Origin of the sequence: Phenylobacterium sp. RIFCSPHIGHO2_01_FULL_69_31, from assembly GCF_001824475.1 — a bacterium.
Lineage (GTDB): Bacteria > Pseudomonadota > Alphaproteobacteria > Caulobacterales > Caulobacteraceae > Phenylobacterium.
On record NZ_MHXN01000032.1, the window covers coordinates 126,298 to 139,729 of the forward strand.

Below are 13,432 nucleotides of genomic sequence, written 5' to 3' on the forward strand. Positions count from 1 at the left end.
GGTGGAGGGCTGGGATGCCGAAGGACATGAACGAAACGCCGGTCCCCGCGGGACTGACCTACGTCACCGACCAGGACCCGGGCCTGCGCCGCAAGCCCGCGCGCGCAAACGGCTTCAACTACGTCGACCCGGACGGCAAGCCGGTCTCGGACGAGAAGACCCTGGACCGCATCCGCGCGCTCGCGATCCCGCCGGCCTGGACGGACGTGTGGATCTGTCCGCGGGCCAACGGCCACATCCAGGCCACCGGTCGCGACGCGCGGGGACGCAAGCAGTATCGCTATCACGCCCGCTGGCAGGCCGAGCGCGGCGCAGGCAAGTACGACCGCCTGCTCGCCTTCGGCCGGGCGCTGCCTCGCCTGCGCAAGCGGGTGGAGGAGGACCTCGCCCGCCGCGGCCTGCCCCGCGAGAAGGTGCTCGCCGCCGTGATCCGCGTCATGGAGATGACCCTCATCCGGGTGGGCAACGAAGAATACGCCAAGACCAACAAGAGCTTCGGCCTGACGACCCTGCGCGATCGCCACGCCAAGGTGAGGACGACGGGGGCGGTGTTCGAGTTCAAGGGCAAGAGCGGCAAGGTCCACCAGACCCGCTTCAACGACCGCCGCCTGGCTCGGGTCGTCAAGGCCTGCCAGGATCTGCCGGGGCAGCGCCTGTTCCAATACCTCGACGAGGACGGCCAGCGCCGAGCAGTCGAGAGCGCCGACGTCAACGCATACATCCGCGAGGCCCTGGGCGACGACTTCTCGGCCAAGGACTTCCGAACCTGGGCCGGCACCGTCGCGGCGGCCCGCGCCCTCACCATGCCGGAGTGCGCCGACCTGTCGGCGGCCAAACGCAACGTAAACACCTGCGTGAAGGCCGTGGCCGGCCTCCTCGGGAACACCGCGGCGGTGGCCCGCAGCGCCTACATCCACCCCGCCATCCTGGACGCGTACGCCGAAGGCAATCTCGACCTGAAGCCGGGCAAGGAGGAGCGCGCGTTCGAGCTCGCGGTACTCCGGTTCCTGGAGGCGGCGCGCTGACGCTGCGGCAGTCTCGCCGCCCTCGGCAACCATGGCTATGGTGATCGCCGATAAGGCGCGGGCGAACCGCGCTGTCGGAGGATACTCATGCTCGCCCCGCGCCTGCGCTTCGGCGCCTTCATCGCGCCCTTCCACCCGGTGGAAGAGAACCCCACCCTCGCCCTGGAACGCGACCTGGAGCTGGTCCAGCACATGGACGCCCTGGGTTTCGAGGAAGCCTGGTTCGGAGAGCACCACTCGGCCGGCTACGAGCTGATCGCGAGCCCCGAGGTCTTCATCGCCTTCGCCGCCGAACGGACGAAGCACATCCGGCTGGGCACGGGCGTCTCGTCCCTGCCCTACCACCATCCGCTGATGCTGGCCGACCGGATCAACCAGCTCGACCACATGACCCGTGGCCGGATGATGTTCGGCGTCGGCCCGGGCGCCCTGATCTCGGACGCCCGCATGATGGGCATTCCGCCGGATAAGCAGCGCGACCGCATGGACGAGGCGCTGGAGGTGATCGTCCGCCTGCTGCGGGGCGAGGAAGTCACCCACAAGTCCGACTGGTTCGAGCTCTGGCAGGCCCGCCTGCAGATGACGCCCTACTCCCGGCCCTCGGTGGAGATCGCCGTGGCCAGCCAGGTCTCGCCCACCGGCGCCCGCGCGGCCGGACGGCACGGGCTCGGCCTGTTGTCGTTGGGGGCCACCGGCACGGCGGCCTTTAACGCCCTGGCCTCCAACTGGCACATCGCCACCGAGATGGCCGGCGACCACGGTAAGACCATGGACCGTTCGGCCTGGCGTCTCGTCGGCCCGATGCACATCGCTCCCACCCGCGAGCAGGCCATGGAAGAGTGCCGGTTCGGCCTGGACAAGTGGATCTACTACTTCCGCGAGATCGCCAACCTGCCGGTGGTCCCCGAGGGCCCCGATCCGGTGAAGGCGCTGGTCGAGAGCGGCACGGCCATCATCGGCACGCCGGACGATGCGGCCGCCCGCATCCAGCAGTTGGTCGACCAGAGCGGCGGCTTCGGCGCCTTCCTGCTGATGGACCACAACTGGGCGCCTTGGGAGGCCAAGAAGCGCAGTTACGAGCTCTTCGCCCGCTATGTCGCGCCGCGGTTCCAGCAGCTCAACGACAACCGCGAGGCCTCCATCGCCTGGGTTGGCGGGAACAAGGCGGAGTTCACGGGCCAGACCATGGCCGCCATGGGCGCCCGCATCGCCCAGCACATCGCCGAGAAGGGCGCGGCCGACATCCGCCCGGAGCTCGCCGCCCTGGTCGGAGCTGCGACGCCACCGGCCAAGGGCGAGTGACCCCCGCCTAAGGCGACGTCGTGCCCAGGAAGGCCGTGATCGCGTTCAGGGTCTCGTCGAAGCGGCCGGCCAGCGCATGGCCGCCGGTGGAGAAGACCAGGGCGCGGCCGTCCGGCGCTAGCCGGGCGATCTCGCGGGCCCGGGCGGCGGTCCCGAACCTGTCGTCCTCTGCGCTGATCGCGAGCAGCGGGCAGTCGACCTCTCCGATGGGATAGGCCCTGCGGCCCGCCGCCGTCTCGATGTCGAACCGCATCCCGGCGCTGCGCGCGCGGATCGGCAGCAGGTGGTCCAGCACCTGCTGCACGCGGGCCTGCTCCTGCGCGGATGCGCTCCGCACGACGGCGGCGTCCGTGCCGAGCATCATCTCGCTCAACGCCCCGGGCGCGACGGGCGTCGCCTTGAGCAGCGCCCAGGCCACGAAGTCCGACTTGAACATCGCGTCCGCCAAGGGGCCGCCGCGGATCTTGGTCCCCTCCGGCAGGAAATCGGCCGGAACCAGCAGGATGACCGCCCGGCATCGATCCGGGTGGCGCGCGGCGAACTGCAGCGCCGACCAGGCGCCAGCGGAGATGGAGACCACCGCCGCCTTCTCCACGCCGAGCCGGTCCAACAGCTCGACATAGGCGTCGGCCTGCATCTCCGTCGTGAGCGCCGACGGCAGATCCGAGCGCAGGTAGCCGAACCGAGAGGGTGCGATGACTTGATAGCCCCGCGTCGTGAGGGCGCCGGTCATGTCCAGCGCCTGGTCGAAGCCGCCGGCCGCACCGTGGATGGCGAGGACGGCCGGCCCGGTCCCCGCCACCGCGTATTCCAGCCGCCCGTGCGAGGTCGGCATGATCTCGCTGCGCCCCGCGAGCCGATCCTGCGCCGCCGATAGATCGTGGCGGAAGGCGGCGAAGATCGCGGCGCCACCGATCGCCAGCACGGCCAGCGCGGCATAGAAGGAACGGCGCATGGTGCTGCGATCCCCGCGTCAGAGGTCACCAGCTTCGCAGCCGGGCCGCCATCCCGCCTTGATCCATCTCACCCGCCGGCGCGCGTCAGCGCCGGTAGCTGAACCCGATCCGGAGGGTCTGGGGCGCGGAATAGCTCTCGACCCCGTCCGCCGTCTCGCCCACCTCGATGGTCTCGTCGAACAGGTTCTCGGCGGCCAGGTAGACCTCGGCGTGTTCCGCGATCCGCCAGGCGGCCCGCGCGTCGACCTGCAACCCGGCGGAGAGCCGACGGCTGTTCAGGTCGTCTTCCCACCGGGCGCTCTCGTATCGGACGTCGCCGCTCAGCGTCAGGGCTTCCAGCGGCTGGAAGCGCAGCCCCCCGGTGATCGTCCATTTCGGCGTCTGGGCCGGGCGGAGCCCCGTGAGCTGCGGCGTGGCGGTTCCGCCATCCACCTCGGCGTCGGTATAGGCCGCTGCGGCGCGCCACCCGAAGGCGGCGCCGATATCGCCCGACGCCTCGCCTTCCAGCCCCCAGGCCTCGATCTCGCCGGCGTTGCGGCGCTGGCGCAGGGTTCCGCCGGCGGGCACGAAGCCGGCCACCGGGAAGGTCCCCGGCCCGGCGCCAATCGTCACGTTGGCGATAGGGTCCTTGAGCAGGTTGTAGAACGCGCCTGCCGACCAGCGGACCGACGCCGCGGTCCCGCCAAGGCCCGCCTCGATCCCCTGCAGCGTCTCCGGCTTCAGCGTCGGGTTCGCCTCGGTGATGTCATTGCCCACCCGGAACGGCCGGTGCAGCTCGTTCAGGGTCGGGGCGCGGAAACCCGCGTAGGCCGCGGCTCGCAGGTGGAGGTCGTCGCTGAACGCATAGCGCACCCCCACGCGGCCGGTGGGCGTCGTGTCCGAGCGGTTCGGCGAGGCCTGGTCCAGCGTGACCGCGCCCGTGGCCGTGTCGCGCTCGATGCGGACGGCGTCGTAGGCGCGCGAGCGGTCCAGCCGCACGCCGCCGGTGAGCAGCCACGGCCCTTGGTCGAGCGCCGCCTCGACATAGGCGCCGGCCACCAGGGTCTTGCCGCCGGCCTCGCGCTCGCGGGTGAAAGCTCCGTTCATGAACCGGAACCGCTCGTGCTCGGTCCCGTCCGCCAGGCGCACGTCTGCGCCCACTTCCCAGTTGAGCGGCCCCTGCCGACCCTGCCAGGCGGCGTTCAGGCCGTAGCCGGTGGCGGGGGTGTTGTACTGGTCGTTGGCCGGCGTCGTGGCGACCCGGCCCGCCGCGACCGCCACCGAACTGTTCTCCAGGTCGCTCTTGCGCACCCAGCCTTGCAGCCGCCAGCCGCCGACGCCCTCGGTCGCAGGCTGCGCCAGAGTGACTGCGGCCGACATCCCTGTGCTGTTCGATCGCGCGCCGCGCAGGCCCGCCTCCTGGTTCACCTGGAAGGCCGATAGACGAACCGCCGCCTGCACGTCCCCGAGTTCGCGCTGCAACCGCACCGCCACCGAGGCGTCGTCGAGGCGGAGGCGCGTGTCGGCGGCCCCGCGCCGGGCGCCGCGCACGGCATAGTACCCGTCCGTCCTGGAGCCCGCCGCCGTCACCAGAACACCTGGGGCGCCGGCCACCACGGCGGCGCGGTAGCTGCCACGCTCCCCGGCCGAGACATCGAAACTTGCCAGGCCTTCAGGCGTGGCCCGCTCCTCCAGCGCCACGACGCCGGTCAGGGCGCCCGCGCCATAAGGGCCGGCCCCCGCCCCCCGCACGACGGTGGCGCTCTCGATCCCCTCGGACGGCAGGCCGCTCCAGATCACCCAGCCGCCGAACGGATCGTTCTGCGGCGCGCCGTCGAGGGTCACCAGCGCCCGGCCGGCGCCGGAGGGCGCGATGGCGCGAAGCGACAGGCCCTGGGTCGTCGGATTGGCGGCGCCCGAGCCGGTGCGGCGGAACAGCGAGACGCCCGGAGCGCTCTTCAGCGCCTCGTCCAGGCGCGGCTCGCCTCGGAGGGCCTCCGGCGCAATGCGGATGGCGCTGAACGCGGCTTCCCCGCCCAGCGGCGCGAGCCGGGGCGGATGGACGACCACGATCTCGACTTCCGGAGCCGGGGGCGGCGGGATATCGGGCATGCTGGCTCGTCTGGCTGGTGCGGCAGGCGCCGCGAGGGCTAATGAGGCGGGATGGAGAGCGCAATGGCTAAGGTCGCCATCGTCACGGGGGCGGGCAGCGGAATCGGGCGGGCAGTTTCCTTGGCGCTCGTTCGGTCCGGATGGAGCGTTACACTCGCCGGTCGACGCGCCGATGTCTTGCAGGAAACAGCCGATCTTGCCGGGGCGGAAGCCACGTTGGTCCAGCCGACGGACGTGGCCGATCCCGATTCGGTCGACGCATTGTTCGAGGCGACGAAGGCCCGCTTCGGGCGGCTGGATCTGCTGTTCAACAACGCCGGGACTGGCGCGCCGCCCACGCCGCTGGAGGATCATTCCATCGAGCACTGGCGCCGAGTGGTGGACGTGAACCTCACGGGCGCCTTCCTCTGCACCCGGGCCGCGTTTCGCCTTATGAAGGATCAGGATCCGCGCGGCGGGCGGATCATCAACAACGGTTCGATCTCGGCGCACGCGCCCCGCCCGCGCTCGATCGCCTACACCGCCACGAAGCACGCGATCACCGGTCTGACCCGCTCGACCTCGCTGGACGGGCGCGCCTACGACATCGCCTGCGGCCAGATCGACATCGGCAACGCCGCCACCGACATGACCCGCGCCATGGCCAAGGGCGTCCCCCAGCCGGACGGTTCGCTGAAGGTCGAGCCGACTATGGATGTGCAGGCCGTCGCCGACGCGGTCCTCTACATGGCGGGGCTGCCGCTGTCGGCCAACGTCCAGTTCATGACCGTTATGGCGACTCAGATGCCGTTCGTGGGCCGTGGCTGAGTTGCGACAGGGCGTCGCAACCTTAGCCGTGGAAAGGCGCCCAAATTAACGGGCGTCCGAGGGGCAGGCGCCCGTAACTTAACGCCGTTCTGTTTGCATCGCACCATTGTTGCTGCGTCGCAGCAACTTAGCGCTTGCGTCGGGCGCGGAGCGGCGGAATCATGGCGCATCGGTGGTGGACACGGTGAGCGTCAGTCTCCCGGCCCATCGAGGGGAACGCCGGAAAGGGGTTTGGCAAACCCTTGTCCCGGAAGAACATCATGATCCGTACCCTGACCATCGCCGCCGCGGCCGCCATGCTCGTCGCCGCGCCGGCCAGCGCTCAGTCGATGAAGGTCGCCGTCGCCGGCAAGACCACCGAGCAACTGCACGCCGACATCGCCAAGGCCGCCAAGAAGGTCTGCCAGCAGGCCGTCGTGGGCGCCTCGTTCCCGCGCGAAATGTACGCCTCGTGCTTCAAGCACGCGGTGGCCGACGCCGTGACGCGCGCCAACGACCCGGCGCTCGCCGCCGCCGCCGGCCTCGAGCTGGCCTCGCGCTAAGACCCTAGCGAGCGCCGAACGGAACCGGCGCCGGGGTCTCGACCTCGGCTTCGGTGAAGTTCGGCGCACGCTTCTGCATGTTGGCCATGACGGCCTCGACCTGATTGGGCGAGCCGATGAGCGCCGCCTGTTCACGGCTCTCTTCCAGCAGGATCTCGTGCTGATCGCCCTGGGCCGCCAAGTTCAGGAGCCGCTTGGCCGCCCGGATCGCGTGCGGGTTGCGGCCTGCGACGTCCTTCGCATAGGCCAACGCCTCGGCCAGCGGATGCTCGGACACCCGCGTCGCCAGACCCATGGCCAGCGCCTCTTCACCGGTAAAGATTCGGCCTGAGTACGTCAGGTCGCGGGCCACGTCGTCGCGCACCAGGCCGCGCATCAGCACCATGCCGGCCATGTCGGGCACCAGGCCCCACTTGATCTCCATCACCGACATCTTGGTGTCGTGCGCCACGAAGCGCATGTCGGGCGCCAAGGCGAGCTGGAAGCCGCCGCCGAACGCCACACCGTGCACCGCCGCGATCACCGGGACCGGAATCTCGCGCCAGACCATCACGGCGTGTTGCGCGCGGTTCGATCCGCCGGGGGTGCGCTTCGGGGTCAGCAGCGGTCCGGCCGTGCCCTTGCCCCCTTCGCGCTCGCCCGAGGCCATCGCCTGGAAGTTGCCCATGTCGAGCCCGGCGCAGAACGCCCGCCCCTCGCCCGACAGCACCACCGCCCTCAGACCCTGCTCGCCCTTCAGCTGCTCGCCCGTCTGGATCAGGGCCTCGAACATGGCGTTGTCGAGGGCGTTCATCTTGTCGGTCCGCACCAGGCGCACGTCGGCGACGCCGTCCTGGATCTCCACCTTCACGCGGTCGTTCATGGTCTGCTCCTCCTACCGCTTCACGAGGACGTAGCCCGCGCGCGGGAAATGCACGTGGATCACGTCCAGCTCGCCGCATTCGCGGGCCAGGGTGATCCGGTCGTTGGTCAGGTTCACGAGTACGCCCTCGACGGGGTCGCGCCCATAGTCGTCGGCCTGGACGACCACTGCGTCGCCCTTCCGAAGCCCGGTGGGATCGTTCGCAGCGCAGACCCCCTCGTCCGCCGGGGCCGCCGCCGTGGCGGCCTGCAGCGCGTCGGACGGCGCCATCTCCTGGCGCTTCCCGTGCCCGATGGCGCCCAGTCGGTCGCGCCAGGCCTGGGTCCGCGGCAGGCCGACCATCATCTCGTCCGCCACGGCGGGCGCTGCCGCGCCCAGCCACCAGACGTTCATCCAGGCGGCGACGTCCGCCAGCGACGGCTTCGCCCCGCCGAGGAAGTCCCCGTCGGCCAGCCCGTCCTCCATCCAGCCCGCATAGGCCCGCCACTGCTGGCGCATGAACGGCGCCGCCGCCTTCATGGCGGACACGTCGAACGGCCGGCCCGACAGCTTCTCGCGGTCGGCGATGAATTCCTTGGGGACCCGCTCGCCCATCTCCGCGAAGATCAGAGCCACGCTGGCCTGGAACCAAAGGCGGTCGGCCCACAGGTTCACCGCCCAGTCGACCCCGGTGACCACCCGCGGCTCGGGATGGCGCCGCTCGATCTCGGCCAGGATCACCTGGGTGTCGCAGTAGACGTCCGCCCCGATCTGCATCACCGGGATGCGCCGGTAGCCGCCGGTCAGAGGGATCAGGTCGGGCTTCGGCATGATCACCGGCTGGATCACCGAGCGCCAGGACAGGCCCTTGATGCCGAACAGCAACCGCACCTTCTCCGAGAAGGGCGAGGTGTCGTAGTGGTGGAGGATGAGCTCGGCGGTCATCTAGACGACCACGACCCCCTCGCCTGGCGGGTTGGCGTATATGGCCTCCACCAGGGCGTGACGGCGCTCCAGAGTGGCCCGCTGGTTCACATAGCCCTTGTCCGTGATCTCACCCGCGTCGATCGACGGCGGCTCCAGCATGACGATGAAGCGGCCGATCCGGCGCGACGAGCCGCCCGCCGTGGCGTTGAACGCTGCGATGCGTTCCTTGAGCTCGGCCTTGAGCTTTTCGATGGGGTTGTCGCCCAGGGTCGGCAGGGCCGCCGGGGACGGCCAGATCAGGGCGCTGGCGAAAGGCTTGTCCTGGCCGGCGATGACCATGTCGAAGGCGTAAGGCGTGCAGGCCGCCACCAGGTCCGGCCGCAGGGTGCCGACCGACACCCAGGTGCCGCTGTCCAGCTTGAAGTCCTCGGTCACGCGCCCGTCGAACACCAGGCCGAGCTCCGGGCGCTCGGGGTCCAGGAACCGGCAGGCGTCGCCCAGCTTGTAGAACCCCTCCTCGTCGAAGGCCGCGGCCGTCTTCTCGGGGTCGTTGTGGTAGCCGGTGGTGACCGTCGGGCCCTTCACCCGCACCTCCAGCTTGGAGCCGTTCGGCACAAGCTTCAGCGTGATGCCCGGCAGGGGCAGGCCGATCAGCCCGACCAGCTCGGTGATCCAATGGACCACCGTGATCCCTTGAGTCTCGGTCGCGCCGTACATGGTGGTCAGCGGGATGCGGTGGCCGGTCTCGGCGATCGCCAGGGCCTGCAGCCGCTCGGAGACGTCGGTCGACAGGGTCGCTCCGCCATAGCCGGCGCTGCGCAGGTTCTTGAAGAAGCTCTTCCGGAGCGCCGGGTCGCGCTCCATCGCCTCGACCAGCATGCCGAACGCCACAGGCGCCGAGCCGAAGGTCATCGGCGAAATCTCGTAGAGGTTCTTGATGGTGGTCTCGAACATCCCCGGGATCGGCTTGCCCTCGTCGAGGTGCAGGGTCGCGCCGGACCACATGGCCCCGTTGAAGCTGATGTTGCCGGCCGAGATGTGGCTCCAGGGCATCCATTCCAGCCCCTGCGGGATCACCTCGGGGTCCGAGGGCTCGTCCCGTAGCCCCTCCATCCCGGCGATCACGCCGGCGAACATGCCATGCGTCTGCGGGACGCCCTTGGGCATGCCGGTCGAGCCGGAGGTGAACAGGTACTTGGCCACGGTGGCGTGGTTCAGCGCCTCGCGAGAGGCTTCGACCGCCGCCGTCGGCGCGGTGGCGGTCAGCTCGGACAGCGCCGTGGTCCCGGCCCCGCCGTCGACGGTGACGAAGCGCAGGGTCGGATCCTGCGCCTTCAGCGTCTCGAAGGCGCGGGCGAACATCTCGCTGTTCTGGGCGAACACCACCCGGGGCTTCACCGTGGCGAAGCAGTGCTTCAGTTTGGCGTGGTCGCTCGAGATGAGGCTATAGGCCGGGCTGATCGGCGCGATCGGGACACCGGCGGTGTAGCAGCCCAGCATCATCAGGGCGTGTTCCACCGAATTGGCGGAGAGCACCATCACGCTGTCCTCGCCCGTGAGGCCCTGGTCCAGGAGCCACTGGGCGATGCCGTCGGCGGCGCGCTTGGCCTCGCCATAGGTCACGCCCTGCCAGGGCCCATGGCCCGGCGCGCGCTGCAGGATGTAGGGGCGGTCGGGGTGCGCGGCGGCGCGTTCAGCCAGCAGGTGGGCGATGGAGCGCGGACCCTCGGCCGGCGGGTGGTTCGAACGGACGTAGTAGGTCCCGTCGGCGGATCGCTCGATGCTGACGTCCGGCGCCTTCTGGGGCAACGGCTTGAAGGGCGGCGGCGCGGCGACGGCGGCGCCTTGATCGTCGGCGGGGCTCATGCCCGTCCTCCCGGTTATGGTTGGTTGTCCCAAGCCTATGCCAACGGCGCGCGCCTGCAACGGGGACGCCACGTCAACGACGCGCCGATTGGGCGCCGCCTGGGAAACCTTGCCGGGCGACCGGAGCCTTGCAGCCGCGGTCAGCGACCGCCTTCGAAAACCACCTGCTGGGGCGCATCGCCGACCCGGAACAGCACGGTTCGGGTGACCTTGCTCCGCCGGACGTTGACCTGGTTCTCCTGGTCGGCGTGCGCCTCCTCCAGAAGCCCGGAGTCCACCGTCACCGCCTGCACCGGCGCCGGCAACTGCGCCGCATAGACCAGCTCCACGCTGTCGCCGGCCAGGTTCGTGCGGCGATGCTGGAGCCTGACGGCCCGGCCCTCGGCGTCCCACAGCCTGAACACCCGCCCGGCATAGACCTCCAGCGCCTTGAGGGCGTCGGCGTCGTCCAGGCTCTGCTGGGCGTCGGGCGCGATCACCGCCAGCGCCGGCTCCACGTCGTGCGCGGCCATCCGGTGCGTGATCGTCACCGCGCCGGTGGCGGCGTCGATCTCCACCACGCTCAGCGAGGCATGGCCCCGGTGCGCGGCGGCCGCGCCCGGCAGCGCCAGCAAGGCGGCGACGCCGACGGCGAGCAGCCGCCTCACTTCGGTGCGTCCGCCGTCTTGGGCTTCGTCGCGGGCAGCGGCGCCAGGCTGTCGGGCGCGACGCGCAGCTCGTTGTCCTTCAGCTTGTTCTCGTCGTCCGGGCGGGACGGCGACAGCTTCAGGATCTTGTCGACGCCCGAACCCTCGAACAGGTTGTTGTCCCGGTCCGCATCAGCCGTCTCCCAAAGCGGGTCCAGCTCCGCGCGCTTCAGGGTCTTGGCGGTGACGTACTGCCAGGTGACCTGCTTGCTGTTGCGCCGCCAGATCTCGGCCGGGATGCGAACCGTCTCGGTGCTGCCGTCGGTGAAGTCCAGCTTCAGGATCACCGGCATCACCAGGCCGCCAACGTTGCGGAAGCGGAAGCGGTAGAAGGTGTCGGTCTGGTTCCGGGCCACACGCTCCTGCGGCGTCAGGTCCTCGTCGGCTTCCTTGGCCTTCTTGCGCTGGGCCGCGGTCGCGTCGTTCCGGTTGATGGTGTCGTAGTAGTCGCGGACCTTCGGGTCGCGCTCGGCATAGGTGGGCTCGGTGTTGCGGCTCTCGGTCAGGCTGGGCGGCTCGGCGGCGACCCGCTCGCGCCGCGCCTTGGCGCGGGCCTCGGCGTCCGCGGGCTCCACCTTGCCGGCCGTCACCCCGTCCAGGGCGATGTCCACGTGGTCGGTGGAATAGAACCAGCCGCGCCAGAACCAGTCGAGGTCGACCCCGCTGCTCTCCTCCATGGTGCGGAAGAAGTCGTAGGGCGTCGGCCCCTTGAACCGCCAGCGAGTGGCGTAATCCTTGAACGCCTTGTCGAACAGCTCCCGCCCCAGCACGGTCTCGCGCAGGATGACCAGGGCCGTGGCGGGCTTGGAATAGGCGTTCGGGCCGAACTGCAGCAGCGAGTCCGACTGGGTCATCACCGGCACCTGGTTCTGGCTGACCATGTATTCGACGATGTGCCGCGGCTCGCCGTCGTAGGCCGGGAAGTCCTTGGACCAGCGCTTCTCGGCCTGGAACTCCAGGAAGGTGTTCAAGCCCTCGTCCATCCAGGTCCACTGGCGCTCGTCGGAATTGACGATCATCGGGAAGTAGGTGTGCCCGATCTCGTGGATGATGACGCCGATCAGCCCGGCCTTGGTGCGCTCGGTATAGGTCAGGTCCCCGGTCTTCTTGTCCTTCGTCGGGCGCGGCCCGTTGAAGGTCATCATCGGGTACTCCATGCCGCCGTTGATGCCGTTGATCGACTGGGCCTTTGAGTACGGATAGGGGAACGCGAAGTCGTTGTAGGTGTCCAGCGTGTGCGCGATCGCCTTGGTCGACCAGGCGTCCCATAGCGGCCGCGCCTCCTTCGGATAGAAGCTCATGGCCATGACCAGCGGCCGCTCGGCGCTGTCCTGGCGCACGCCCATGGCGTCCCACACGAACTTGCGGCTCGAGGCCCAGGCGAAGTCGCGCACGTTGTCGGCCTGGAACACCCAGGTCTTCTCGCCCGTGGGCTTGCGGCCTTCGGCGGCCAGCGCCTCGGGCGGGGTGACGATATAGACCGGCTCCTTCGCGGTGCGAGCCTGCTCCAGGCGCTGGCGCTGGGCGGCGGTAAGCACCGCGCCCGGGTTGGTCAGGTCGCCGGTGGCCGCCACCACGTGGTCGTTCGGCACCGTCAGGGCCACCTCGTAGTCGCCGAATTCCAGGGTGAACTCGCCGGCGCCCAAGAAGGCCTTGTTATGCCAGCCCTCGTAGTCGGTGTAGCGCGCCAGTCGTGGGAACCACTGGGCGCCCAGGAACAGGCAGTTGCCGTCCTCGTCCGGCTTGGTGAAGCACTCATAGCCGTCGCGGCTGCCCACCACCTTGGTCTCGACCATCCGGTAGGACCATTCGATCGTGAAGGTCGTGGAGGCGCCCGAGGCCAGGGGCTGGGCCAGGTCCAGCCGCATCAGGCTGTCCACCACCTTGTGGGGGATGGTCCGGCCGCTGCCGTCCTTCACCGAGGTCAGCTTGAAGCCGCCCTCCCAGTCCTTGAACATCTGGATCCGCCGCAGGGCCGCGAGACTGACCTCGTCCGCGGAGCCGACCGTCGCCGTGCGCTCGGCGATGCTGTCCCGCCGGAAGATGTTCTGGTCCAGCAGCAGCCACAGATAGGTCAGCCGATCCGGCGAATTGTTCTTGTAGGTGATCGTCGCCTTGCCGGTGACCGTCTTGGTCGCCTCGTCCAGGCGGGCCTGGATCCGATAGTCGACCTTCTGCTGCCAGTAGCGGTGGCCGGGCGCGCCGCTCGCGGTGCGATAGTCGTTGGGGGTCGGCCACTCCTCGCCTTCCAGCTGACGGAAGGCGTCCTGGAACGGGGCCTTGGTCTGCCGGACCGGATCAGCCATCGCGGCCGAAGCCGCCAGCGCGCCCACGAGGCCCGCGCACACCCAAACAACGAACCTGTTCATCGACCTGTCACGCCCCCGGC

At 70.0% G+C, this 13,432-nt stretch carries 11 protein-coding genes; 4 read left to right on the forward strand and 7 right to left on the reverse strand.

The window, feature by feature from the left end; all coding sequences use genetic code 11:
* Positions 1-14: 14 nt before the first annotated feature.
* Both A2790_RS17260 and A2790_RS17265 read left to right on the forward strand, forming a co-directional pair.
* Positions 15-1,025, forward strand: coding sequence for a DNA topoisomerase IB (locus A2790_RS17260; protein ID WP_293394021.1), 1,011 nt, complete (start codon positions 15-17; stop codon positions 1,023-1,025).
* A gap of 87 nt (positions 1,026-1,112) precedes the next feature.
* Positions 1,113-2,327 carry an LLM class flavin-dependent oxidoreductase gene (locus A2790_RS17265; RefSeq protein ID WP_293394023.1) on the forward strand — a complete coding sequence of 405 codons (1,215 nt, stop codon included), beginning with the start codon at positions 1,113-1,115 and terminating at the stop codon, positions 2,325-2,327.
* A 7-nt stretch (positions 2,328-2,334) separates the two neighbouring features.
* Here A2790_RS17265 and A2790_RS17270 read toward each other — a convergent pair whose 3' ends face one another.
* The gene (locus A2790_RS17270) at positions 2,335-3,282 is read right to left on the reverse strand and encodes an alpha/beta hydrolase (RefSeq protein WP_293394025.1); all 948 of its coding nucleotides are present in this window, start codon (positions 3,280-3,282) and stop codon (positions 2,335-2,337) included.
* A gap of 85 nt (positions 3,283-3,367) precedes the next feature.
* On the reverse strand, positions 3,368-5,374 hold the full coding sequence (locus A2790_RS17275) for a TonB-dependent receptor (protein ID WP_293394027.1): 2,007 nt from the start codon (positions 5,372-5,374) through the stop codon (positions 3,368-3,370).
* Positions 5,375-5,437: 63 nt separating this feature from the next.
* Between A2790_RS17275 and A2790_RS17280 the strand changes: the two genes are divergently transcribed.
* Positions 5,438-6,181: an SDR family oxidoreductase gene (locus A2790_RS17280; protein WP_293394029.1), complete on the forward strand. Its 744-nt coding sequence runs from the start codon at positions 5,438-5,440 to the stop codon at positions 6,179-6,181.
* A 260-nt stretch (positions 6,182-6,441) separates the two neighbouring features.
* The gene (locus A2790_RS17285; RefSeq protein WP_293394031.1) at positions 6,442-6,723 is read left to right on the forward strand and encodes a hypothetical protein; all 282 of its coding nucleotides are present in this window, start codon (positions 6,442-6,444) and stop codon (positions 6,721-6,723) included.
* A 4-nt stretch (positions 6,724-6,727) separates the two neighbouring features.
* On the opposite strand, the gene A2790_RS17290 is transcribed toward A2790_RS17285, so the two are convergent.
* From A2790_RS17290 to A2790_RS17310, 5 genes are all read right to left on the reverse strand, one after another.
* Positions 6,728-7,585: a crotonase/enoyl-CoA hydratase family protein gene (locus A2790_RS17290; RefSeq protein ID WP_293394033.1), complete on the reverse strand. Its 858-nt coding sequence runs from the start codon at positions 7,583-7,585 to the stop codon at positions 6,728-6,730.
* Positions 7,586-7,597: 12 nt separating this feature from the next.
* Positions 7,598-8,509 carry a glutathione S-transferase family protein gene (locus tag A2790_RS17295; protein ID WP_293394035.1) on the reverse strand — a complete coding sequence of 304 codons (912 nt, stop codon included), beginning with the start codon at positions 8,507-8,509 and terminating at the stop codon, positions 7,598-7,600.
* A complete protein-coding gene (locus tag A2790_RS17300) occupies positions 8,510-10,357 on the reverse strand; it encodes an AMP-binding protein (RefSeq protein ID WP_293394037.1) in 1,848 nt (615 codons plus the stop codon). It abuts the gene before it with no gap.
* A 140-nt stretch (positions 10,358-10,497) separates the two neighbouring features.
* Positions 10,498-11,004, reverse strand: a complete 507-nt coding sequence (locus A2790_RS17305; protein ID WP_293394039.1) for a DUF6702 family protein — start codon at positions 11,002-11,004, stop codon at positions 10,498-10,500.
* Entirely contained in the window at positions 11,001-13,412 is a 2,412-nt protein-coding gene (locus tag A2790_RS17310; protein WP_293394041.1) for a M1 family metallopeptidase, read from the reverse strand. The genes A2790_RS17305 and A2790_RS17310 overlap by 4 nt, the downstream gene beginning before the upstream one ends.
* Positions 13,413-13,432 lie beyond the last annotated feature (20 nt).